The 23,612-nt window shown below is 69.1% G+C and carries 20 protein-coding genes; 8 read left to right on the plus strand and 12 right to left on the minus strand.

What is annotated here, in order from left to right; all coding sequences use genetic code 11:
- Positions 1 to 132 precede the first annotated feature (132 nt).
- Both PUN71_RS03255 and PUN71_RS03260 read left to right on the plus strand, forming a co-directional pair.
- Positions 133 to 1,242: an LLM class flavin-dependent oxidoreductase gene (locus PUN71_RS03255; RefSeq protein ID WP_277797340.1), complete on the plus strand. Its 1,110-nt coding sequence runs from the start codon at positions 133 to 135 to the stop codon at positions 1,240 to 1,242.
- Positions 1,242 to 1,709, plus strand: coding sequence for a MarR family winged helix-turn-helix transcriptional regulator (locus tag PUN71_RS03260; RefSeq protein WP_043453297.1), 468 nt, complete (start codon positions 1,242 to 1,244; stop codon positions 1,707 to 1,709). Before PUN71_RS03255 ends, PUN71_RS03260 begins: the two co-directional genes overlap by 1 nt.
- A 144-nt stretch (positions 1,710 to 1,853) precedes the next feature.
- On the opposite strand, the gene PUN71_RS03265 is transcribed toward PUN71_RS03260, so the two are convergent.
- Together PUN71_RS03265 and PUN71_RS03270 are read right to left on the minus strand one after the other, a co-directional pair.
- Positions 1,854 to 2,660, minus strand: a complete 807-nt coding sequence (locus PUN71_RS03265; protein ID WP_277797341.1) for a transglutaminase-like domain-containing protein — start codon at positions 2,658 to 2,660, stop codon at positions 1,854 to 1,856.
- 70 nt (positions 2,661 to 2,730) lie between these two features.
- Entirely contained in the window at positions 2,731 to 3,564 is an 834-nt protein-coding gene (locus PUN71_RS03270; RefSeq protein WP_277797342.1) for a hypothetical protein, read from the minus strand.
- Between the two features lie 167 nt (positions 3,565 to 3,731).
- On the opposite strand from PUN71_RS03270, the gene PUN71_RS03275 reads away from it, so the two are divergent.
- Together PUN71_RS03275 and PUN71_RS03280 are read left to right on the plus strand one after the other, a co-directional pair.
- A complete protein-coding gene (locus PUN71_RS03275; RefSeq protein ID WP_277797343.1) occupies positions 3,732 to 4,394 on the plus strand; it encodes a DUF1684 domain-containing protein in 663 nt (220 codons plus the stop codon).
- 86 nt (positions 4,395 to 4,480) lie between these two features.
- Positions 4,481 to 4,984: a GtrA family protein gene (locus tag PUN71_RS03280; RefSeq protein WP_277797344.1), complete on the plus strand. Its 504-nt coding sequence runs from the start codon at positions 4,481 to 4,483 to the stop codon at positions 4,982 to 4,984.
- A 17-nt stretch (positions 4,985 to 5,001) separates the two neighbouring features.
- On the opposite strand, the gene PUN71_RS03285 is transcribed toward PUN71_RS03280, so the two are convergent.
- Genes PUN71_RS03285 through PUN71_RS03305 form a run of 5 tightly spaced genes read right to left on the minus strand, consistent with a single transcriptional unit; the run spans position 5,002 to position 10,887 of the window.
- Entirely contained in the window at positions 5,002 to 6,168 is a 1,167-nt protein-coding gene (locus PUN71_RS03285; RefSeq protein WP_277797518.1) for a cysteine desulfurase family protein, read from the minus strand.
- A 7-nt stretch (positions 6,169 to 6,175) separates the two neighbouring features.
- Entirely contained in the window at positions 6,176 to 7,093 is a 918-nt protein-coding gene (gene nadC, locus PUN71_RS03290) for a carboxylating nicotinate-nucleotide diphosphorylase (protein ID WP_277797345.1), read from the minus strand.
- On the minus strand, positions 7,086 to 8,876 hold the full coding sequence (locus tag PUN71_RS03295) for an L-aspartate oxidase (RefSeq protein WP_277797346.1): 1,791 nt from the start codon (positions 8,874 to 8,876) through the stop codon (positions 7,086 to 7,088). The genes nadC and PUN71_RS03295 overlap by 8 nt, the downstream gene beginning before the upstream one ends.
- The gene (gene nadA / locus PUN71_RS03300) at positions 8,876 to 10,180 is read right to left on the minus strand and encodes a quinolinate synthase NadA (RefSeq protein WP_277797347.1); all 1,305 of its coding nucleotides are present in this window, start codon (positions 10,178 to 10,180) and stop codon (positions 8,876 to 8,878) included. The genes PUN71_RS03295 and nadA overlap by 1 nt, the downstream gene beginning before the upstream one ends.
- Positions 10,177 to 10,887 carry an NUDIX hydrolase gene (locus PUN71_RS03305; protein WP_205622266.1) on the minus strand — a complete coding sequence of 237 codons (711 nt, stop codon included), beginning with the start codon at positions 10,885 to 10,887 and terminating at the stop codon, positions 10,177 to 10,179. Before PUN71_RS03305 ends, nadA begins: the two co-directional genes overlap by 4 nt.
- A 383-nt stretch (positions 10,888 to 11,270) precedes the next feature.
- On the opposite strand from PUN71_RS03305, the gene PUN71_RS03310 reads away from it, so the two are divergent.
- The 3 genes from PUN71_RS03310 (at position 11,271) to PUN71_RS03320 (ending at position 14,235) form a co-directional block, all read left to right on the plus strand.
- Positions 11,271 to 12,602 (plus strand): amino acid permease, encoded by a 1,332-nt coding sequence (locus PUN71_RS03310; RefSeq protein WP_277797348.1) that lies wholly within the window; start codon positions 11,271 to 11,273, stop codon positions 12,600 to 12,602.
- Between the two features lie 81 nt (positions 12,603 to 12,683).
- A complete protein-coding gene (locus PUN71_RS03315; RefSeq protein ID WP_043453320.1) occupies positions 12,684 to 13,511 on the plus strand; it encodes an alpha/beta fold hydrolase in 828 nt (275 codons plus the stop codon).
- A 76-nt stretch (positions 13,512 to 13,587) separates the two neighbouring features.
- The gene (locus PUN71_RS03320; RefSeq protein WP_277797349.1) at positions 13,588 to 14,235 is read left to right on the plus strand and encodes a phosphoribosyltransferase; all 648 of its coding nucleotides are present in this window, start codon (positions 13,588 to 13,590) and stop codon (positions 14,233 to 14,235) included.
- A 103-nt stretch (positions 14,236 to 14,338) separates the two neighbouring features.
- Here PUN71_RS03320 and PUN71_RS03325 read toward each other — a convergent pair whose 3' ends face one another.
- A complete protein-coding gene (locus tag PUN71_RS03325; RefSeq protein WP_277797350.1) occupies positions 14,339 to 15,673 on the minus strand; it encodes an MFS transporter in 1,335 nt (444 codons plus the stop codon).
- Positions 15,674 to 15,920: 247 nt separating this feature from the next.
- On the opposite strand from PUN71_RS03325, the gene PUN71_RS03330 reads away from it, so the two are divergent.
- Positions 15,921 to 16,655, plus strand: a complete 735-nt coding sequence (locus PUN71_RS03330; protein WP_277797351.1) for an IclR family transcriptional regulator — start codon at positions 15,921 to 15,923, stop codon at positions 16,653 to 16,655.
- A gap of 40 nt (positions 16,656 to 16,695) precedes the next feature.
- Here PUN71_RS03330 and PUN71_RS03335 read toward each other — a convergent pair whose 3' ends face one another.
- From PUN71_RS03335 to PUN71_RS03350, 4 genes are all read right to left on the minus strand, one after another.
- Positions 16,696 to 18,030, minus strand: coding sequence for an MFS transporter (locus PUN71_RS03335; protein WP_502859919.1), 1,335 nt, complete (start codon positions 18,028 to 18,030; stop codon positions 16,696 to 16,698).
- Between the two features lie 83 nt (positions 18,031 to 18,113).
- The gene (locus PUN71_RS03340; RefSeq protein ID WP_277797352.1) at positions 18,114 to 21,215 is read right to left on the minus strand and encodes an AAA family ATPase; all 3,102 of its coding nucleotides are present in this window, start codon (positions 21,213 to 21,215) and stop codon (positions 18,114 to 18,116) included.
- Positions 21,212 to 22,390 (minus strand): exonuclease SbcCD subunit D, encoded by a 1,179-nt coding sequence (locus PUN71_RS03345; RefSeq protein WP_277797353.1) that lies wholly within the window; start codon positions 22,388 to 22,390, stop codon positions 21,212 to 21,214. The genes PUN71_RS03340 and PUN71_RS03345 overlap by 4 nt, the downstream gene beginning before the upstream one ends.
- A gap of 57 nt (positions 22,391 to 22,447) precedes the next feature.
- Complete coding sequence (locus tag PUN71_RS03350) at positions 22,448 to 23,437, minus strand: MIP/aquaporin family protein (protein WP_277797354.1); 990 nt, start codon at positions 23,435 to 23,437, stop codon at positions 22,448 to 22,450.
- Positions 23,438 to 23,612: the final 175 nt, after the last annotated feature.

Here is a 23,612-nt window from a genome sequence, read left to right on the forward strand (position 1 = left end):
ATTCAAGCCCGGAAGAGGATGCGCGGGAATAATCCCTGCCGCAGGGCGTTGCAGGAGGCAATAGATGCAAATGCATCTAAATTGGTTTAGACTTAAACCAAGTCAGCAAGTCCAGCAACGGAAGGGCACATCATGCAGATCGGTGTTTTCAGCGTCAGCGACATCACCACGGACCCCACCACGGACCGCACTCCCACCGAGCACGAACGCATCAAGGCCTCGGTGGCCATCGCGAAAAAGGTCGAGGAAATCGGCATGGATGTCTACGCCCTGGGCGAGCACCACAACCGGCCGTTCTTCTCCTCCTCCCCCACCACCACGCTTGCCTACATCGCCGCGCAGACCGAGCGGATCATCCTCTCCACGGCCACCACGCTGATCACCACGAACGACCCCGTGAAGATCGCCGAGGATTTCGCCATGCTCCAGCACCTTGCCGACGGCCGCGTGGACCTGGTCCTGGGCCGCGGCAACACCGCCCCGGTGTACCCGTGGTTCGGCAAGAACATCCAGGACGGGGTGGAACTGGCCATCGAAAACTACAGCCTCCTGCGCAAGCTGTGGGATGAGGACACCGTTAATTGGTCCGGCAAGTTCCGCACCCCGCTGCAGAACTTCACCTCCACGCCCCGTCCGCTGGACGGCGTGGCGCCCTTCGTGTGGCACGGCTCCATCCGCACCCCGCAGATCGCGGAAGTGGCCGCGTACTTCGGTGACGGCTTCTTCGCCAACAACATCTTCTGGCCCAAGGAGCACTACCAGCAGCTGATCGGCCTCTACCGCGAACGGTACGAGCACTACGGCCACGGCACGGCGGACCAGGCGATCGTTGGACTCGGCGGCCAGTTCTTCATGCGGAAGAACTCCCAGGATGCGGTCAAGGAATTCCGCCCGTACTTCGACAACGCCCCGGTGTACGGCCACGGCCCGTCGCTGGAGGACTTCACCTCCCAGACGCCGCTGACGGTGGGCAGCCCGCAGGAAGTCATCGAAAAGACGCTGACCTTCCGCGAGTACTTTGGGGACTACCAGCGCCAGCTGTTCCTCATCGACCACGCGGGACTGCCGCTGAAGACCGTCCTGGAGCAGCTGGACCTGTTCGGCGAGGAAGTGCTCCCGGTGCTGCGCAAGGAATACGCGGCCCTCAAGCCTGCGCACGTCCCCGAGCCGCCCACCCACGCGGGCCGCGTCGCCGCCCTGCTGGCGTCGCAGGACGCCGAAAAAGCCACGTCGGAGGCGTAGTGGCTGCGGGGGGATCGGAATCGCCGGTGCGGCTGGCTGCCGAAACGTGGGAATCGCTGTTCAGGGCGCAGGTCGCCGTGATGCGGAGGCTGCAGTCCGGGCCGGCGTTCCGGAAGCTGGCGCTGAATGAGTACGACGTGCTGTTCACGCTCAGCCGGTGTCCGTCCGGCTGGCTCCGGCTCAACGAGCTTAACGACAACGTCCTGTTGAGCCAGTCCAGCCTGAGCCGGCTGGTGGAACGGCTGGAAAAGCGGGGACTCGTGGCCAGGATGCCGGCGCCCGAGGACGGCCGCGGCGTGCTGCTCAAGCTGACGGACGAAGGACGGGAGCTGCAGAAGGACATCGGCCGCGAGCATGTCCGGGACATTTCCGCGCTGGTGGGCCCGGCACTGACCGCCGCCGAGCAAAAAGAACTGATGCGCCTGACGGACAAGCTGCGGAATTCGCTGGGCCAGCTGCCCCGCTAGGCCCGGCATGGGCCGGGCCGCCTCACGGGCAGGCGGGACGGGCGGGAAGGGCCGGTGGGCAGCCCGGGCGGAAGCCGCCCGGGCTGCCCGGTCCAGCTGGACCAGGCCAGCCCAGCTGGACCGGGCCAGCCCAGCTGCACCAGGTCAGCCCAGCTGCACCAGCCGGGAGGGATCCTCTGCGGGCAGGTCCCCGTTGACCACGGCTGTGACCCGCAGCTGGTTCAACGCCAGGCTGCCGCCCACGGTGGAGAGGAAGGCCGTGTCCGAGGAGTCCCTGCCGGCGGTGATCCGCAGCATCGATTCCCGCGGGGCGAGGCCGGTGGGGTCGATCACGTGCCAGGCGCCCTCCACGTAGGCCTCGGCCACGGCGTGGAAGTCCATGGGGCTCAGTCCGGGCGCGTAGACGGCCGCCAGGCGGGCGGGGATGTCCTTGGAGCGGAGCAGGGCGATGGCCAGATGGGCGAAGTCACGGCAGACGCCGCGCCTGCTCAGAAGCGTCTCCACGGCACCGTCCGTGCCGCGGGACGAGCCGCTGATGTAGCGGAGCTCCCCGTTGACCCAATCCCGGACGGCGTGCACCAGGCCGGCCCCCTGGACCCCCTCGAATTCGGCGTAGGACGTGGGAAGCAGCCGGTCCGATTCGGCGTAGCGGCTGGGCCTTACGTAGCGGATCCGGTCCGCCAGGCTGGCGTCTTCCGGAATGCCGCGGCCGGACACGGTGGCTGAATAGTCCACCGTCACGTCCGTGGGCTCGGCGAACTCCATGTAGTGGAAGCGTCCGCCGTGATGGTCGGAGATCTCCGTGAGCCGGACCTCTTCCCCGCCGGCCAGGACGGACAGGGATTCTGCGAAGGACGAGTACCCGCTGTTCCTCGCGACGGCGATGGCCATGGCCACCTTGGTGTTGGCGCTGGTTTTGAAAGCCAGGCGTGCGGAAACAGAACGTTCCATGTCTCTCCGGGGGTGTTGGGGGCGGACGGGAAGTCCGCGCCCCGGTACCTGGTGGGTGCGGGCGGCGGGACTAGTTTTTGACCTTCAGCGACATTAGCATCCGCTGCACGTTGGCAAAGTCGGAACTGTCGTTGACGTACTGGGCTGCCTGCGCGAGCGTATCGAAGGCCTGCGCGGGGGCCACCTTTTCATCGGGCGCGAATGCCTTCAGGACCACCAGGTCGCCGAAGGAGTAGTCCCCCTTGCCGTCCGGACCACGGACCACGTTGCGCAGTTCGCACGCCCGGCCGTCCGTGCCGCCGACGAGGTTGGTGATGCCGTAGGACCCGAAGTAGCGGTACCCCTGGATGACCCGGTAGACCATCCGCGGCGGGATGGTTCCGGCACCGCCCTGGGCGGCAAGGTCGAACGGGACGCTGCTGATCACCGTATACGGATGCCGGGCGTCGTCCGGGCAGTCAGGGGTCGACGGCGGCAGCCCGGTCCGGAGCGCGGCGACGAAGGTACCGTCGGGCTTCTTCACCTCGACCTTCAGTCCGCCGGGAAGGACACCTTCCTCCGGCGCCACCGATTGGGCGATCCAGTCCGACGGCAGGTCGAAACTGACCGTCTTTGCCGGGTCCGAGAAGGTCTTCCAGGAAGCGGCAGTGGCCGCGGCCCGGGGTTCGCCCGGCGTCGCGGAGGCGGAAGCCTGGGAGCCGCCAGCCCCGTCCGGAGCGGCCGATGCCGTCCCCGAGGCCCCTGATCCGGCAGCCGCTGTTCCGGACGCCGCCGGTCCCGACGTTGCCGGCTGGGCCGTCCACCCCGGGCCTGCCTGTTGCGGCCCGGAGCAGGCCGCCAGCAGCACTGCGGCAACCACCAGTGACATGGCGGAAAGAACGGACGATCGCGGCGTGCCTGTCATGGGAGCCAGCCTAGCGGCGGCACACCCGCGCCGGCGGCCGGCACGGCGGTGTTTCCCTGCGCTGCCGGCAGCGCCCTCCGCCAGTCCCCTGCCATCCTCCGCCCGCGCACGCGCCGCCGTGTCGCCGTCGAACTTTCGCTGCCCTGCCCTGCGACTAGGCTGGGGCTATGGCGGAAGATCAGCTCGGCGCAGCAGAAGACAACCCCGCGGACATCTCCGCCTTGGATATCGTCGACTGGCGGCTGCGGACGTTCGCCCTCTACGACAATGTCCGCCGGATCTCCGCCGACAGCCCGGCCGAGGCGCACTCGTACTGGCGACACCAGCGCGACCTCATGTTCGGCACGCATCCGGCCTCGGCGCTGACTGCCGCGGACAAGGCCCGGTTCTCCGGGCTGAAGACCGCCGACTACGATCCCATCTACCGGTTCCACGTGCCGCTGACCAAGGAAGGCGCCGGCCGGGAGATGAGCGTCGAGACGGGCACCGACGGCGTGGTGCACTTTGTCCGGCTGGGAACTTTCGACCTGCCGGAAATGGGCCAGCTGGCCGTGTGGAAGCTCCACGGCTACGGCGGGGGCATCTTCGTGCCGTTCCGCGACGCCACGGCCGGGCAGCCGGGTGGCACCTACGGCGCCGGCCGCTACCTCCTGGACACCATCAAGGGCGCCTTCCACGGCGTCAACGGCAGTGGCCCCAGCGCCCGGTACGTCCTGGACTTCAACTTCGCCTACAACCCCTCCTGTGCCTACAACGACGCGTGGGCGTGCCCGCTCCCCGGGCCGTCCAACCGGTTGGCGGTGGAGATTCCCGTGGGCGAGCTGTACTGATTCATGGTGGTTGTTTCCAGACGCCCCCTGCGCCTTCCGTCACTGTCCCCTGCCCGCGGCACTAAGCGTGCCGCCGGTGCCGCCGCGTGAGGGAAGGGCCGGCAGCGCCCTCGATCCAGGAGTCGCCCGTCCAGGAGTCCCCCGCCCGGCGATTGCCCGCTACCAGGCATTACCGCGGGATCCTGCGTTTTCCGGTCATCCGGCAGTTGCTGCGCTTCTCCGGCGTCGGCGTCATCTGCACGGCGGCCTCGCTGGGGCTCTACGCGCTGCTGCGGCCGTGGCTAGGCGCCCAGCTGGCGAACGCGGTGGCACTGGTCCTGACCTCCCTGCTGAACACGGCCCTGAACCGGCGGCTGACATTCAAGATTGCGGGCCAGCAGCGCCGAACGCGTGACCACCTCAACGGCCTGGTGGTGATCGCGGTGGCCCTGGTGATCACCGGCAGCAGCCTGGGCGTGCTGCACTGGTTCAATCCGGACGCCACGGTGGGCGATGAACTCCTGGCCACCACGTTGTCCGGCTTCCTGGCCACCGCGGTGCGCTTCAGCATGCTGCGGCACTGGATCTTCCGCCGGGCCCGCCACCGCTGATCGGGGCGTCCACCCGCCTAGCGGCCGTGGCCCGCGCCCAGGTTCCTGACGCCGGCGACGGCGGCCCTGACGGCGGCGGCCGCATGGTCCAAATCCTCCTGGCTCACGGAGGAATCGAAACTGAAGCGGACCGCGGTCTGCGCCACCTCGGCGGGTACCCCGAGGGCGGTGAGCACGGGCGAGGGCGCATCGGAGCCGGCGGCGCAGGCGGAGCCGCTGGAACAGACCACGCCGCGCCGTTCAAGTTCCAGGAGCACGGACTCGCCGCTGGTGCCGGGGAAGCAGAACGATGCCACGGACGGCAGCCGTTCACTGGGATGGCCGGTCAGGACGGCGTCCGGAACGCCGGCCACGACCTCGTGGATGAAACGGTCACGCAGCGCGGCAACCCGTTCGCGCTGATCTTCTTGGCGTTCTCCGGCCAGCCTGAGGGCGGTGGCCAAGCCAACCGCACCAGCCACGTTCTCCGTTCCGGACCGCCGGCCCCGTTCCTGTCCGCCGCCGTGGATGACCGGCTCCAGCCTGGTGCGGCTCCGGACGAACAGCAGGCCACAGCCTTTGGGTGCCCCCAGCTTGTGCCCGGAGATGCTCATCGCGTCCACGCCGAGCGCCCGCGTATCGAAGGGCAGCCAGCCGGCGGCCTGGACGGCGTCGGTGTGGAACGGAATGCCGTGGGCGCGGGCCAGTTCAGCGAGCGCGGCGATGGGCTGGACGGTGCCCACCTCGTTGTTGGCATACATGATGCTCACCAGCGCGGTCTCCGGCCGGAGCACCCCCGCCAGCGCCGCGGGCGTGACGCGGCCGGTGCCATCCACCGGGACAACGTCCACGGTGAAGCCGTGGAAGCGTTCGAGGTAGCGCGCGGATTCCTGCACCGCTGGGTGTTCGACGGCGCTGATCACCACGCGGTCCAGCCGCGGGTCGGCGGCTTGCCGGGCCAGGGCGATTCCCTTGACGGCCAGGTTGTCCGCTTCCGTTCCCCCCGCCGTAAACACCACCTCGCCCTGCCGGCAACCGAGCACGCCGGCCACGGCCGCCCGTGCCTCCGCCAGCGCGGCTGCGGCAGCTTCGCCGAGGGTGTGGTGGCTGGAGGGGTTTCCGAAAGACCCCGTAAGGTATGGCCACATGGCGTCCAGCACTTCGCGGCGGACGGGGGTGGTGGCGGCGGCGTCGAGGAAGATCACGGCAGCGTCACCCGGCGGCAAGTTCCACGTCGAGGCCCAGGTCCAGGGCTGCGACCGAGTGCGTGAGGGCACCCACGGAGATGACATCCACGCCTGTGCCGGCGATGGCCGCGACGGTGCCGGGGTTGACGTTACCGCTGGCCTCCACGGTGGCACGGCCGTTAATGAGGGCCACCCCGGCCTTCAGCTCCTCCACGGTGAAGTTGTCCAGCATGATGGTGTCCACGCCGGCGGCCAGGACGGGTTCGATCTGGTCCATCCGGTCCACTTCCACTTCGAAGTGCGTGGTGTGGCCCAGCTGTGCCTTGGCGGCCAGCAGGAGGGCGGTGAGCTTCGCCGGGTCCCCGCCGGTCATCACGGCGAGGTGGTTGTCCTTGGCCAGGACGGCATCGGACAGGCTGTACCGGTGGTTCGAACCGCCGCCGCACCGCACCGCGAACCGTTCCAGGATGCGCAGGCCCGGGGTTGTCTTGCGCGTGTCGGTGATCCGGGCGCGCGTACCCCCGGCCAGGCGCACGAACTCGGCGGTCCTGGTGGCGATCGCGGACATCCGCTGGACCAGGTTGAGTGCCACCCGTTCCGCGAGCAGCACCGAACGCGCACTGCCGCTGACCCGGGCGAGGTGCGTGCCGGCGTCGAACGATTCCCCGTCCGCCACGAGCAGCTCCACGCGGGTAGCGGGGTCGACCAGCTGCATTGCGTCCCGGAACACGGTGGCCCCGCTGAAGACGCCGGGGACCCGGGCGTTGAGGACGGCGGTGGCGGTGGCGCCGGCCGGAATGAGCAGCTGGGAGGTGATGTCCCCGGAGGGTGCGTCCTCGGCGAAGGCCCGTTCCAGGATCTCCCGTACGGGCGCGGACGGAAGGGTGAGGTCCAGGGCGGGGCGCAGGGCGGCCGCCTGGTCGATCACGGCGGGTTCAGTCATGGAGCAGGCTCGCTTTCGGACGGAGCGGGGACGGACGGTCGGATTCTTCGCGGATGTCGCTGCGGTAGTGGGCGCCCAGGGATCCGGTCCGGTCCAGCGCAGCAGAGACGAGCAGCTGCGCGGCCAGCAAAAGGTTCCGGTCCTCGTACGCCAGGGGATCAGCGGAGTTCGGGTCAGCATCAGGACGGACGACGGCGGCCCAGGCGGCAAGGGTGCCGGCGGCCGAAGCCAACAGTTCCCCGGAGCGCAGCACCCCGGCACGGGCAGTCATCAACCGCCGAAGGGCCTCCCGGGAAAAGGGCTCTCCGGCACCTTCTCCCCCACCGAAGCTGGACGGCCAACTCCCGCCTGGCGCACCTGACCGCTCCGCTGTTTGCCCTTCATAAGCGGCACCCACACCGGGACGAACCTCGGCGCCTGAGGGTGCTCCGGAAGCGTGCGTCAAGGGGAGGCCGCCCGCGGCCGAGCCGGCACGCGGAGGAGCGCCGTCAGGCGCCACCCAAGCACCGCCGTCGTAGTCACCGGAGAGGAAGTCTTCAACAGCGCGGCGGCCAAAGACGAGTCCCTCCAGGAGGGAGTTGCTGGCCAGCCGGTTTGCCCCTTGGACGCCGGTGCAGGCAACTTCGCCGGCGGCGTAGAGGCCGGGGACGCTGGTGCGGCCGGAGAGGTCGGTGGCGACTCCGCCCATCCAGTAGTGTGCGGCGGGGGCGACGGGGACCAGTTCGCGGGTCCAGTCGATGCCGGCTTCGAGGGTCCTGCGGGTGAGGGTGGGGAAGCGCTGCTGGAGGAAGCCGGCGCCCCTGGACTCCTCGATGGCGCGGGCGTCCAGGTAGACGTGCCCGGTGGGGTCGCCGAGTTTGGCGAGGTGGAGGGCGATGCTGCGGGAGACGACGTCGCGCGGGGCCAGTTCGGCGTCGGGGTGGTACGCCTGCATGAAGCGCCGGCCGCTGGAGTCGAGCAGGACGGCGCCTTCGCCGCGGACGGCTTCGGAAATCAGCAGTGGCCCGTCCAGCCTGTCCGGGTGGGCGGTGGCTGCGCTGGCCAGGCAGGTGGGGTGGAACTGGAAGAACTCCAGGTCTGCCGTGGCTGCCCCGGCGCGGACGGCGAGCGCCAGGCCGTCGGCGGTGGCAACGGCGGGGTTGGTGGTTTGGGCGAAGAGCTGCCCGGCTCCGCCGGTGGCGAGCAGGACGGCGTCCGCCTCAAGGCAGGTGGTTTCGCCGGCGTGCAGGTAGTCGACTCCCGCCACGCGGCCGTGCCGGATGACGAGTGCGTTGGCGTAGGCGCCGGTGAGGAGTGTGAGCCTGCCTTCGTCCCGCCGGGACAGCACGGCCTCGATGAGCGCGCCGGCGACGCGCGCACCCGTGGCGTCGCCTCCTGCGTGCAGGATGCGCGGGGCACTGTGGGCCGCTTCCAGCCCAAGCGCCGGGCCGCCGTCGTTCCCTTTGCTTTCACGTCGGGTGCCCTCATCCCCCGCATCGAAGGCCACCCCGTAGCGCTGGAGGCCCGCAATGTCCTGGCGCGCCTGCGTGCACATCAGCCGGACGGCATCCTCGTTGCAGTGGCCGGCACCGGCCCGGAGCGTGTCGGCGATGTGCGCGGCAACGGTGTCCCCCGGCGCTGGCTCATCCAACACCGCCGAAATGCCGCCCTGCGCGTACCAGGTGTTGCTGTTGTCCAGCGTGCCCTTGGTCAGCAGCACCACGTCCGCGCCGGCATCGGCAGCCAGCAGCGCGGCGTAGAGCCCGGCGATGCCGCTTCCGACGACGGCGAGTCGGCGCGTCATCAGGGCCTCGCAGCGAGCATGCGCTCGAGCGCCGTCCTGGCGTTGGCCTGCACGTCGTCGTCCACGGTGATGCGGTTGACCACGCGGCCGGCCACCAGTTCCTCCAGCACCCAGGCCAGGTAGCCGGGGTGGATGCGGTACATGGTGGAGCAGGGGCAGATGACCGGGTCCAGGCAGAAGATGGTGTGCTGCGGGTACTCGGCGGCAAGCCGGTTCACCATGTTGATCTCGGTGCCGATGGCGAAGGTCGTCGGCTCGGTGGCGGCGGCGATGGCCTTCTTGATGAAGTCCGTGGAACCGGCGGAGTCGGCTGCGTCCACCACCTCCATGGGGCATTCGGGGTGCACGATGACCTGGACGCCGGGGAAGTCCGCGCGGGCCTTCTCAATCTGGGCCACGTTGAAGCGCTTGTGGACGGAGCAGAACCCGTGCCAGAGGATGACCCGGGAATCCAGCAGCGCCTGTTCGTCATTGCCGCCCAGGTCCTTGCGCGGGTTCCACATGGGCATCTGCTCCAGGGGGACGCCCAGGGCCTTCGCGGTGTTGCGGCCCAGGTGCTGGTCCGGGAAGAAGAGCACCCGCTGTGCGCGCTGGAACGCCCACTCGAGCACGGTCCTGGCGTTGGAGGATGTGCAGACGATGCCGCCGTGTTCACCGCAGAACGCTTTCAGGGCGGCAGAGGAGTTCATGTAGGTGACGGGGATGACCGGAACCCGGCCGTCGGCGTCGGGCTCGGTGCCGAAGATCTCTGCCAGTTGCTCCCAGCATTCCTCCACCGAGTCCTCGTCCGCCATGTCCGCCATGGAGCAGCCGGCGGCGAGGTTGGGCAGGATGACCGCCTGCTCCGGGGTGGAGAGGATGTCCGCGGTCTCGGCCATGAAGTGGACGCCGCAGAAGACGATGGCCTCGGCGTCCGGCCGGGTCAATGCGGCGTTGGCGAGCTGGAAGGAATCACCGACGAAGTCCGCGTACTGGATCACTTCGTCGCGCTGGTAGAAGTGGCCCAGGATGACGGCCCGCTCCCCCAGCGCGGCCTTGGCGGCCCTGATCCGCTCGCCGAGTTCGGCGTCGCTGGCCAGCTTGTACTCGTCCGGCAGCTGGCCCTGGCGCGGCGTGGAGGCCGGGGCGGGGTCTGCGCTGGAAGCGCCGGGGCCGTACGCGGGCACACCGGCGAGTGCCTCGGCCAGGTCATAGTCCCACGGGCCCTTGGCCAGCGCCGGGCTGCAGGTACTGCGTTCGGCCGCTGCGCCCTTTTCGGCCTGCTCGCGCGTGATCAGCTGGATTGCCGTGTTGACGCTGCTCATGGTGTGCTCCTGTTGTCTGGGTCAAGGCCTGGCCGGCCGGTAAAGCGGTAGAGGCGTGGCGGACGGTGCTTGCCGCCCTGGAGGTACTCCCCGGTTTCTTCGATTTCCGGGGTGGATTTGAGTTGCCGGCGGAAGTTCGCCGGATCCAGCTGCCGGTCAAGGACTGCTTCGTAGACTTCGCGGACCTGGGCCAGGGTGAAGTACTCGCCCAGCAGGTGGTAGGCCACGGACCCGTAGGCAAGCTTGTTGCGCAGCCGCCAGAGGGCGTAGTCCACGATGGCGTTGTGGTCGAACGCCAGGTCGCCGAGCCGGTCCGCGCGGAACCACCTGACATTCTCTGACTCGTCCGCGAGCGCAGCCTCCGTTGGCTGGACCAGGGCCCAGTACACGATGGAAACCACCCGCTGGGTGGGTGAGCGGTGCAGGCCGCCAAAGGCGTACAGCTGCTCAAGGTAGCGGGGCGCCAGGCCCGTGGTTTCCCGGAGGTTCCTGGCGGCGGCGTCCTGGAGTGATTCATCGTGGCTGAGCGGGCCTCCGGGCAGAGCCCACATTCCCTTGAAAGGCTCACGGATCCGGCGGACCAGGGGAAGCCACAGGGTGGGGCGGCCGGAGGTTTCGCTGGGCCTGAGCGCAAAGATCACCGTGGAGATGGCCAGCGACGGCGGCGCGGCCTGCCGCTCGGAAACATTCGCCGAGCTGTAGTACAAGCGGTCCACCGCCTTTCGCCATCCCCGGCTGCCGGATGGGCCGCCGTACGCTAGTTATGGTCAACTTGACCAAAACTAATTCTACGGGGCGCAGGACCGGAAAAGGAAATATTTCCGCCGGGGATTTTGGCAGCCGCCGAAGGTGGCCTGCCCATCCGTCTCCCTATGAGTCCGCCTTCGGGCCGGGGCCGGCTCCTTCCCCCGTTTTTGGCGCCGGACCGGAGACGGTAAATTCAAGAGGTCCCACAAGGACCTCCGGACCCTCCCGGACCGGAACCATCGAACCAAGCCCCAGAAGGTGCCCATCCTTATGACGATGAAGTCTGACCGGACCACATCCGCCCCGCCTCAGACCCCCCCCCCCCACCGCCACCAGGCACAGCATGAAGCCGCGCCAACTCACCATGATGGGGCTCGGCAGTGCCATCGGCGCCGGGCTGTTCTTGGGATCGGGCGCCGGCATCCAGGCAGCCGGCCCGGCAGTCCTCATCTCCTACCTGGTGGCTGGAACACTGATCATCCTGGTGATGTGGGCGCTCGGTGAAATGGCGGCGGCGAATCCGAGCAGCGGGGCCTTCTCCGTTTACGCCCAGCGGGCGCTGGGACGGACGGCGGGTGCCACGATCGGATGGCTGTGGTGGCTGCAGCTGGTGGTGGTGATCGCCGCGGAGGCTCTGGGTGCCGCCGGCCTGCTGTTCTCCGTCTGGCCGGTGGTTCCGGTGTGGGCGCTGGCGCTGCTCTTCATGGTGGTGTTCACCGGCGTCAACCTGGCCGGAGTCCGCAACTTCGGGGAGTTCGAGTTCTGGTTCGCCATCCTCAAGGTTGCTGTAATTGTCCTGTTCCTTGCCGTGGGGGCAGCACTGCTCCTTGGCCTGCTGCCCGGAGTGGCCTCGCCGGGTATGCAGAACCTCACGGGCAACTTTGCACCCCAGGGCCTGGGGGGTGTTGCGGCTGCGTTGTTCGTGGTGATTTTCGCGTTCGGCGGGACCGAAATTGTCTCGGTGGCAGCTGCTGAAACGGAAGATCCTGAACGCAGCGTAGGCAAGGCCATCCGCACCGTGGTGTGGCGCATCCTGGTCTTCTACATCGGCTCGGTCTTCGTCATTGCCGCCGTCCTCCCCGCCACGTCCCAAGGCCTTTCCTCACCCTTTGCCGGGGTGCTGGACGCCGCACGGATCCCCGGTGCCTCCACCGCCATCACCCTGGTGGCCGTCGTCGCGCTCCTCTCTGCACTGAACGCCAATCTCTACGGAGCCTCCCGCATGGCCTATTCCCTTGCCCAGCGTGGCGAGGCGCCACGGGTCCTGACCCGGCTCAACCGATCAGGCGTGCCCCTCCCCGCCGTGGCAGTGTCGGTGGCGTTCGGCTTCATCGCCACGGTCCTTGAACTGCTGTTCCCGGAACGGATCTTGCCGGCGCTGTTCCAGCTGGTGGGGTCCACCTGCCTGGTGGTATGGGGCAGCGCCCTGGTGTCCCAGCTGATCCTGCGGCGGCGTGCCACCCGGGATGGAACCGCACTGCCCCTTCGGATGAGGGGATTCCCCGGCCTGACCATCCTGGGGCTGGTCCTGCTGGGCCTGATTTTCGCCGTCGGCCTGAGTGCGGACGCCAGCCGGGTCCAGCTTTTCAGCACGTTCGCACTGATCGCCGGGATCGCTGCAGCGTGCGCCGCCGGGGCCCGGCTGACCGGCAGGAAGCAAGCCGCCAACAGGTAGAGTGGATCGTACCTTTCCAGCAAGACGCACCGACGCGCCGGGCCAGCCCAGGCGCCGTACCTGATTGGGGAAACTGACACCATGAGCGGCAGGCACACCGGACAGCAGCAGGCGCACACCGTCGAAGGCACCGACCCGCAGCTGTATGTGGCGGTCCATGACCCTGCCACCGATGCAGGCCTCCGGCCGGTGCTGTTGCTGCACGGCTTTTCCTCGTCCTCCAAGCTCAACTGGGAGGACACCGGTTGGGTGTCGGCCCTGCTGGACGCCGGCCGCCGGGTCATCACCGTGGACCTTCCGGGGCACGGACGCAGCGGAGCTCCTGAAGACCGCGACTCCTACTCCCCCAGCCGGATCCGGGCGGACCTGCTCCAGGCGGCGTTCGACGCCGGTGCCCGCCCCCTGCAGGACGGCGACCCTTCCAGCGGCCTGGACGTGGTGGGCTACTCCCTGGGATCCCGGCTCGCCTGGGAGTTCGCGGCGACCCAGCCCGAGCTGGTGCACCGGGTGGTGCTCGGCGGGCCCAACGACTCGGATCCGCTGGCCGGGTTCGACCTCATCGCCGCCCAGGACTACCTGGCAGACGGCACGCCCATCAAGGACGAATCCACGGCCCAGCTCCTGAAAATGGCGCTGCTGCTGCCGGGGAACAACATCTTCGCCCTGCTGTCCCTGGTGGAAGCCATCAAGGCCGAGCCCTACGATCCCGCCGAGGCGGTCCCCCACGTTCCAATGCTGCTGGTGGCGGGTGACAAGGACGAACGGGCCGGTACCCTGCCCCGGCTTGCCGAGCTGGCCCGCGGCGCCGGTTCCATGGCCGAGCAGCTGCTCCTCCCGGGCCGTAACCACACCAACGCCATCACCAGCCGGGCATTCAAGCAGGCCGCTATTTCGTTCCTGGCGGTCTGACCGGCCCGGCGCTGCCGGAGCATGGCAGCGTGCGCAGGAGTATGTTGAGGGCAGGCTGCAGTGCCGGGAGGGACAGATGGGTACGCGTTTCGAGGACCGCACGGAGGCCGGCGCACGGCCGGCGGGCGCCCTGGCCCGGTTCGAGGGACGTCAGGACACAGTTGTGCTTGGCCTCGCCCGCGGCGGCATCCCCGTGGCGGCCGCAGCGGCCCAGGCCCTGGGCCTGCCCCTTGGCACCGTCCTGGTGCGGAAACTGGGAATCCCCGGGCACGAGGAGACGGCGTACGGCGCCCTCGCCTGGGCACGCGGCCGGATGGTCCGGCTGCTTAACCGGCCCCTGCTGGAACGTGTCCGTGAGCACGGCGTTGGCCAGGAACAGCTGGACGGCGTGGAGGAGCGCGAACGCGCCGAACTCCTCCGCCGGGTACAGCTTTATCCGGGTGCCGACCTGGACGTCTCCGGCAAGACAGTCATCCTGGTCGACGACGGCCTGGCCACAGGCGCCACGATGCGTGCCGCCGTCGAAGCGATGAGGGAAGAGGGTGCCGCTGCCGTAGTGGCCGCCGCGCCCGTGGGATCGGTGGACGCCGAGGCGTCGCTGGAGCGGGTGTGCGATGCCGTGGTCTGCCTGCACCTGCCCGGCAAGTTCCGCGCGGTGGGCAGCTGGTACCGCCAGTTCGGCCAGTTGACCGACGACGACGCGGTGCGATTTCTGTCCGCCTGAACGGCCAGGCACAGCAGCAGGCCCGGACCAGGCGGTCCGGGCCTGCTGCTTCATGGGAGGGCCCACCTATCCAATGGGCGGTGGGTGGGCCTGCGCCGTCAGGTCAGTGGTGGCTGCTGACGCCGAGCGGGCGGCCCTTGGTCTCCTTGGCCAGGACAACACCGACGGCGGAGATGACACAGAGGACCATGATGTAGATGCCGATCGAACCGGCCCACTTGGTGGACTGCAGCAGGGTTTCGGCAATGGTTGCCGCGAAGGCACCGCCCAGGATGGCGCCGAAGGCGTACCCAATGGAAATGCCGGAGTACCGGACGTTGGCGGGGAACATCTCGGCATACATGGCGGACATCGGACCATAGGACAGGCCCAGGCCGATCGTCAGGACAAACAGGGCCACGCCGTAGAGCATGATGTCCTTGGTGTCGATCAGCGCGAACATCGGGATCATCCAGGCGAAGACGATGGCGTAGCCGATCAGGAAGGTCTTGACGCGGCCAATGCGGTCGGAGAGCCAGCCGCCCACGAGGGTGAAGATCAGCCAGCCGAAGGAGGCCAGCGTGGTGGCCAGCAGGATCTGCGGGGTGGGCATCTTCAGCGTCTTGGTGGCATAGGAGATGAAGAAGGCGATCAGCAGGTAGCCGGCGGCATTGTTGCCGATGAAGATGAGCGTGGAGTACAGGACGGGCAGCTTGTGGTTCCGGATCAGCTCACCCAGGGGGGCCTTGCTTTCCTTCTTCCGCAGGGCCATTTCCTGGAAGACCGGGCTCTCCGCCACGGCGCGGCGGATCAGGTAGCCGACCACGATCAGGACGATGGACAGCAGGAACGGCACGCGCCATCCCCAGGCGGCAAAGTCTTCCTTGGACATGCCGGTGTTGAGGAAAAACAGCAGGCCGGTGGCCAGGATCATGCCCACGGGCACGCCGATCTGCGGGTACGCGCCGAACAGGCCGCGCCGGCTGATGGGGGCATGCTCCACGGCCATCAGGGCGGCACCGCCCCATTCACCACCGGCTGAGAAACCCTGGATGACGCGCAGCAGGATCAGCAGCACAGGAGCCCATGCCCCGATCTGTGCGTAGGTGGGAAGAACGCCGATGAGGGCCGTTGCGGCGCCCATCATCACCAGGGTGAACACCAGCATTGCCTTGCGGCCCAGGCGGTCGCCCAGGTGTCCGGCGATCACGGCCCCCAGCGGACGGAACAGGAAGCTGATGCCGATCAGGGCGAAGGAGAGGATCTGGGCAAGGCCCGGGTTGGATTCGTTCAGCGGTGCCAGGAAGAGCGGCGACAGCAGCGTCGCCGTCAACTGGGCAAAGATGAAGAAGTCATACCACTCGATCGTGGTACCGACGAGGGTGCCTGCGAGGACCTTGCGTTCCTCCTGCCGGGTACTGGGGCCGGCGGGGGTGTCCACCTTGGAAGGTGTGGTCATTGAAACTCCATTGTTTATTGGGCAGCATGGCCGCCCGGACGCCTTCAGAATTACCGACAGAACGGTCAGTTAGTCGATAGGGTACTACGTATTTGTGATGCGTAACACGGGATGGGGATATGTGCGGCCACAGCCGCGGAGAAGAAGTTCTATATTGGAACTGTTAGTTCGTATAGAGGACAATACCGCCCCGCCGTGCAATGAGACAAGCGTCACGCCCGGAGGGCGGCAACCTAGGATGGACACCATGACTCCTCCAGCTGCAGCCCGGACCACCGGTGCCCCGGCCCAGGCTTCGCCGTCGCAGACCCTGTCCCGTGGTATCCGCGCCCTCGAGATCCTGGCGGCCGCCCCCGGCCCGCTGACCATCGCCGAACTGGCCGACGCCATGGGGGTCCACCGCTCCGTGGCTTACCGGATCCTGCGCACCCTGGAAGACCACTCCCTCCTGGTGCGGGACGATGCCGGGCGGGTCCAGCCGGGCCCCGGCCTCGCCGTCCTGGCCCGCGGCGTCTCGCGGAACCTGCAAAGCGCTGCCCTGCCGGAACTCACCCAGCTGGCGAACTCCCTGGACATGACGGCCTTCGTGGCAGTGTGGGACCACCACGACTGCATCACGCTGGTCACCGTGGAGCCCCGGCACTCCGGGGCCACCGTGGCCCAGCACCCGGGCACCCGCCACCCAATCAACGCCGGGGCGCCGGGCATTGCTATCCAGTCTGCCCTCTCTGAAACGGAGTGGGACCGGCTGAAAACAGGGATTCAGTACCGGCCGGAAGCATCGGAAGCACGCCGGAAGGGCTACGCAGCCAGCCATGACGAGGTCATCGCCGGGGTGTCTTCGCTGGCAGCCCCGATCCGGGTGCCCGGCGGGCGGCCGGCGGCCCTGGCCGTGGTGTATATCCGCTCGGCCCACACGCCGGAAACGGTAGGCAGCGCCATCGCGGAAAGTGCGGCGAGGATCGAAAGCCAGCTCGCCTGACAGCTGGGAAGGGCCGGCCCACCCGGTGGGAACCGCTCTTTCAGGCCTTCCGGGAGAGCACGACGGCGGCTCCCGCGCCGAGCAGCGCCAGCCCCGCGGCTGCACCGACCGGGACGAGGAATGCCGCCGCAGGCCCGTGAAGCTGGGCCAGCTGGCCCCCGATGGAGGATCCGAGGGCGGTTCCGGCGACGATGCCGCTGGCAAGCGCCGTCATCACCGTGCTCAGCCGGCCGGCGGGAGCAAGGGTGCCGCCGACGGCGAAGACGGTCACCATGACAGGCCCCACCGGGAGTCCGAGGACCAGCAGAACGAGGGCCATCATGGGCAGCGACGACGGGACCAGCAGCAGGAACGCCAGCCCGGCCATCAGGGCCGCGCAGAGCACCCACCGCAGCGCGGGGCCAAGGCGGCGGGGCCAGTAGGCCACGGACAGCGCCGCGGCCGCCGAACTCAGGCCCATGACCGCATACAGCAGTCCGGCAATCTCCGACCCGGCCAGCTGCGCGGAAAAGGCGCTCAACGCAGCCTGGGTTGAACCGAAGAATGTGCCCATGCAGACCATTGCCAGGACAGGCAGCGCGACCGCCCAGGGCAGCCTGGCGGTGCGGGCGAAGCGCCGGCGCTTCACGTTGCGGGCACGGGTGACAGGCACGGCCCGGTGGGTGGGATGCACGGCGAAGGCCGGGACGAGGGTGATGGTCATCGCAGCTGCCAGTGCCAGCGGCAGCCACGGTGCCACGAGGCTGGCGAGGATTCCCACCAGGGCCGGTCCGAGCACGAAAGTTACCTCATCGGCGGTGCTCTCATAGGAAAGCGCAGCATCAAGGTCCCGGCCGCCATCTCCCCGGGTCTCCCCCGCGCCTGCGCCGCTGGCCGTCAGGGACATCCAGCGGACCCGGGCGAGGGGCCCCACCTGGGGGCAGGAGGCGCCGGCCGCGAAGGCAGCCGTGAGGACGGCGGGCGGGAAATCCCCGGCTGCCGTGGCCATCGCGGCAAAGACCAGGGCCATCACCGCTGCCGTGTTGAGCACCGCGGCCAAAAGCAGGACGGGCCGTTGTCCCCGCCGGTCCGCCAAAGCACCCAGTAAGGGAGCGCCCAGCGCAGAACCAATGCCCACAGCACCTGCCGCTGAGCCGCCGGCGGCAAAGGAGCCGCTGACCGAGGTGACGAGGGTCAGGGTGCCGACGGTCAGCATCGCCAGGGGAAGCCGGGCGAACAGTCCCAGCGGAATGAAGCTGCGGCCGGCCAGGAGTGGGAGCCGGGAAAAACGTCCCCGTGCTGGCCCCTGCACGGCTTGCGGGCGTGGCCCGTCAGCGTTGGTGGCGGCCGGCGCCGGGGCGCTGGAGATGGGTGAAGGAGTGTTGTGTGGTGTCAATTCCGGGCTCGCTCAATTGGTGCGCATCGTCCCTCCTCCCGATGCGCGCAACCCGGTAACACTTTGGATTATATCGGTCCGGCTCAGAGGAGGGTGTCCAGGCTCTCCGAGATCCGCAGCGTGGAGCCGTTACGGTTCTTGAGGACCTGCAGTTGCGTACCGATCCGCTGTTTCATCTCGGCGACGTGGCTGACCAGCCCCACGACCCGGCCACCGTCGCGAAGGCCTTCAAGGGCATCCATGACCTGTTCCAGGGACTGTTCGTCCAGGCTGCCAAATCCCTCGTCGACGAAGAGCGTCTCGATCTCCACTCCGCCCGCCTCCTGCTGCACAACGTCCGCCAGTCCCAGGGCGAGCGAGAGCGATGCCATGAAGGACTCGCCGCCCGACAGGGTGGAGGTGTCGCGGCGGAAGCCTGTCCACTGGTCCACGACTTCAAGCCCCAGGCCTGACTTGGCGCCGCGGGCCGCCTTGGCGTCAGTGTGCTGGAGCAAGTACCGTCCGTCGCTCATGGCCACCAGCCGTTCGGATGCGGCAAGGGCCACCTGCTCCAGCCGGGCAGCCAGGACGTAGCTGTTCAGGCTCATCCGGTAGGTGTTTTCACCCCGGCCGGCCGCGGCGTCAGCCAGGCGCGTCAGCATCTGGGCGCGCTCCGCCGGCTCCCGGGAGGAACGGACCAGGGCCCCGTATTCGGCGGCGAGGGAGGTCAGCGACGCCAGGCAGCGGCTGGCCATGCCCGCGGCCAGGTCCGCCTCACGGGCGTCAGCCTGGGCAGCGGAGGCCGCGGCGGCCAGCGCTGCCAGCCGTTCCTCGTCCGCGGAGAAGCCGTCGGCGGCCTCAGCCTGTGCCAGCACAATGTCCTCGGACTCGAATAATCCGGCCACGCGGGCGGCTTCGTCCTGCGCCGCCCTGATCGCGGCTTCCGCGGCGGCGGCCCCGGCGGCGTCCAGGAGCTGGGCGCGGACCTCGCCGGCGGTGGCGAAGCCGGCAGCTGGCAGTGCCTGGTCCAGGTGCTCACGGGCCTCCGCAGCCTGCACCCGTGCGGCGTCCAGTTTTGCCTGGGCGTCCACGGCCTTGGCCAGTACCGCTGCGGCATCTTCAAGAGCCTTCAGCCGGCGGTTCAGGCTGCTGTGGTTGCCGCGCAGGCCGGAGAGGGCGCTGTCCAGTGACGCTGCCTGCCCGGCGACCTCGGCCAGGGACGCCGTGGTTTGGGAGAGTTCCGCCTCGGCCTCGGAGAGCGCTGCCCGCGCCTGCACGATGCCGGCGTCAACGGCCTCCAGTCGCCGGCGCCTGTCCAGCAGCTCCCCAGCCGCCCGCTCGGCGTCCTCCGCTGCCTGAAGCGCAGCGTCCGCCCCGGCCCGGGCGTCGTCCAGGGGTGTTGTCCCACCCTGTCCGGCGAGGACCGCCACCTCCTGCTCCGCCTGTGAGAGCTCCAGGGCAACCAGGGCATGCGCTGCCTCGGCAGCCTCGTACGCGCTGTGGGCCTGTTCCTCCTCCTGGGCCAGGCCAGGGCCATTCCCGCCTGCGTCGGCCGGGCCGGGATGCTCCCCACTGCCGCAGACGGGGCAGGGTTCCCCGGCAACCAGCTTGGCAGCCAGCTCCGATGCCGCATTGGCGAGCCGGTCCTCCCGCAGGTCGAGCCAACGGCGTTTTGCTTCCAACAGCCCGTCCCGCGAGTCGCCATGGCGGGCCTTGACCCGGTCCCTGGCCGTGAGCGCCGTCCCGTGCCGCCTGACCACATCCAGCAGTTCCGCTGCCGCTGAGGCTTCCTTGCGGCGCAGGGCCGCCTCCACGGAACGGGCCTCCAGCCGGTCCATGCCGTGGGTCAGCTCTTCGCGTTCCGCCTGCAGCTGCGCCGGACGGTCGGCCAGTTCCTCCACCGTCCGCTGAAGCCCGTCCTGCCTGGCAGCGAGGCCGCGATGCCTCTTCCGCAGGTCCTGGAGCTTGTCTTCGTCCGGGATGCGGGCCTCGACGACGGCCAGCAGCGAGCGCAGGCGTCCCAGTTCCCCGGCAGCTCCGGGCATAATTCCGGCGGACGAGTCTGCTTCCCCGGGGAACGCCCGCGCTGCGGCGGCAGCGGCTGCGGGGGGCTCCTCCAGTCCGAGCTGGGCCAGTTCTCCGCCGTCCCCTGCGGCCAGGCGGAGTAACGTCAGGGCAGATTCGGCGGCGGCTTCGGCGCTGTGAACTTTGGCGCCGGCGGCGTCCACAGCCCGCAGCTGCCCCTGCAGGACCTCCGCTTGCCGGTGCCGGGCGAGCCGGGATGAGAGCTCCTGCAGCTCCGGGGCGCGTTCTTCAACGGCCCTTTGGCGTGCGGCGGCTGCCTGGAGTTTGCGGTGGCGCTCATGCCTCGCCGCCTCCCGGTCCGCCTCCCTGCGGCGGTCCTGGCTTTCCGCGTCCGCAGCCGCGGCGCGGTCCGTGAACTCCGCCAGCCGGCGGGAAACCGCGTCCTGGAGCCATTCAAGGCGTCCGGGAATGTCGGCCGCCGGCGGGGCCCCGTCGTCGGGAAGTTCAAGCGGAGCGGCTTCGGCTTCAGCACGCGAGGCCAGGACGCCGAGTTGCGCGGACAGGGCAGCGACGTCCTCGCGGGCGGCCGCAGCCTGCCGCGCGAGTTCTTGTTCCAGCGCCTCGAACCGCTGGGTCCCGAAGAGTTTCTGCAGCAGGTCCAGCCGGTCGGCCGCCTTGGAGCGAAGGAAGGCAGCGAAGTCCCCCTGCGGAAGCATCACCACCCGGGTGAACTGTTCGCGGTCCATGCCCAGGAGGGCCATGATCTCCGCGCCCGCCTCATCGTTGCGGGCAGACTTCTCCACCCAGGCTCCGCCTGTCCGTTCGCGGAGCAGCGTCTTGGCCTGCTGGACCGTGAAGCCGTTCTTCCCCCGGGCACTGGGCTTCTCCCAGGCCGGGGAGCGGGTCACCTCGAACCGGCGGCCCTGGGCGGAGAATTCACACGTGACCGCTGGCTCCTGCCCGGGTTCGGCATGGTCGCTGCGCAGCCGTTTGCCGTCCTGACGGGCACCGGGCACGGAGCCGTAGAGGGCAAAGCAGATGGCGTCCAAAACGCTGGTCTTGCCGGCGCCGGTGGGACCGTTCAGCAGGAACAGGCCGTGGGCGCTCAGCCGGTCGAAGTCGATGTCCTCGGTTCCGGCGAAGGGCCCAAACGCTGTTATCCGGAGATGGTGGATCCTCACCGTGATGCCTCCAGCAGCCTGACGTTGTCCAGGGCGGCTGCGAGCGCAGCCTTTTCGGCCTGGTCCGCGGCCCGTCCCCGGGCGTGCTCCAGGAAGCCGCAGCACACGGCGAGGTCATCCGGGGCGCTTGCCAGCCTGGTGCTGTAGCTTGCCTGCGCTGTAGCGGCCGCACCCTGCGGATCGAAGGCGAGGACCAGGGTGTCCGGGAACCTGGCACGGAGCCGCTCCATGGCACAGGCAGGCCGCTGGGCGTCGGTCAGCGTGACCTGGCAGTAGGCGGTTTGGGCCCATTCGTGGGATGGATCCTGCAGGAGGTCCGCCAGCGTTCCGCGCAGCACGGCCAGGGAACGTGGCGCCTCCCAATGAACCTCGGTAACGGAGGTGACGCCGTCCGCTCCAATGTCCACCAGCCAGCCACCCTTCTGGTGGGTCGCTTCCGAGAAGGAGTAAGCCACGGGCGATCCCGAATACCTGACTGAAGGGGAGAGTGTCTGGCGGCCGTGCAGATGGCCCAGCGCCGTGTAGCTGAAGCCGTCGAACAGATCCAGCGGAACCGCGCCGACGCCGCCGATGCTGAGGTCCCGCTCGCTGTCCGAACTGATGCCTCCGCTGGCGAAAGTGTGGGCGAGGACCACGGACTGTACCGTGGCGGATTCCGCGCGCTGCGCGATGTCCGCCCTGATTCGGGCGGCAGCGGCGCGGGTCACCTCGAAGTGGCTTGCCGTGTCCGTGCCCAGCTGGTCTGCGACAAGCCGCGGTTCAAGCCACGGGATGCCGTAGACCGCCAGGACTGCTTCCTTCCCGCCCTGATCCGGTCCCAGCGGCAGAAGCAGCGGGTGGTGCAGCTCCTCCACCTTGGTGCGGAGGTGCACGCCGCCCCGCTCCAGCAGCCGCGCCGCGAAACCCAGCCGGATGGCGGAGTCATGGTTTCCACTGGTCAGCACCACTTGGGCACCCGTGCCGGTCAGCCTGACGAGGGCGTCATCGAGCAGGTGCACCACATCCACGCCAGGCAGCGCCCGGTCGTAGACGTCACCGGCGATCAGGACGACGTCAACATTGTCCCGCTCGACGGCCGCCACCAACTGGTCGATGAAGGCCCGCTGGGCATCCAGCATGCCTACCCCGTGGAAGGAACGGCCAAGGTGCCAGTCGGAAGTGTGAAGTAACCGCATATCCCTAAGCTATCGGCAACCACTGACAGTCCCGGAAAGCGCCGCGTGGCGCAGCGGTCAGGACCGTTTGCCGTCGAAGAATTCCTGGGCCTCGCTGACGCTGCGGCTTCCGTCCCCGCGGGCCGGCGTGCCGGAGGTGGACGCCGCGGGCATGGCAATGTCCGGGCGGCTGCTGCCGGCGGAAGATGCCTCTGCCCCTTCGCTGTCCTCTTCTTCGCGGTCCACAACGTCACCGTCTGCCGCTCCCGGTTCCGCACTGCCGGCGTCGAAACCGTCACCGGCAGTGGCTGCCGACCCCGCGCCCGCGGTGATCCGGAACGCGAGACCAGCAATGGCGCCACCGGCCAGCGGCGCCACCAGGAAGACCCATAGTTGCTCCACTGCCCAGCCGGAGCTGAACACGGCGGAAGCAACCGCACGTGCGGGGTTGAAGGGCAGGTTTCCCACTGACTGGCCCAGCTGCAGGAGCGCCGCGAAGGACAGGCCGACGGCGATGGCCGGCACGGTCCGGTTGCCGTCGCCACGGCCCGCAGCGCCAAGGAAGACCGCCACGATGATCGCAGCCCCCAACAGTTCCAGCAGCACGACCGCGGCCAGCGGCGCCTGGATGATGGAGTGCTCGCCGAAGCCGGCGGCCACCGTGTCGAAAGCCGTGCGGCTGTCCGCAATACCGGGCAGCGTGCGGAGGACTCCAAACAGGGCAAGCGCGCCCACCAGGGCCCCCACCACCTGGGCCGCCGTGTACGCTGCCGCCGCGCCGGCCCGGATCCTGCCGGCCAGCAGGTGCCCCAGGGTTATGGCCGGGTTGAAGTGTCCGCCGGAGACGTGCCCAAAGGCGAGCATCGCGGCGGTAATGGCAAGTCCGGCAGCCAGCGCCGCCGGCACGGGGCTGGATTGCGGAATGCTGAAGAGCGGCACGCCGAGTCCGGCCACCGCCAGGAAGAGGCTGCCAAAGGCCTCGGCCACCAGGCGGGGCAGCAGAGCGCCGTGCCCGGCGGCCGTGGTGCCGGGCTCCAGTGCGTCGCGGGCGGAGACAGGGGTGCTCATAATGGGACCTTTGCGTCTGGGAATCTGGTGCTTGCGGGACTGCCGCCGGCCAGTGGTACCGGCACCGGGCAACCCGAGCAGTATGCCAGCGGAGGCTGTACGTTTGCTGGACGGCAGGCCAGGCCGCGGGCGTGGCTTCCGGCGCCGGCATGGCCGGGAACAGGGCACAGGGTTG

The sequence above is a fragment of the Arthrobacter sp. NQ7 genome, assembly GCF_029581595.2.
GTDB classification, from domain to species: Bacteria; Actinomycetota; Actinomycetes; order Actinomycetales; family Micrococcaceae; genus Arthrobacter; species Arthrobacter phenanthrenivorans_B.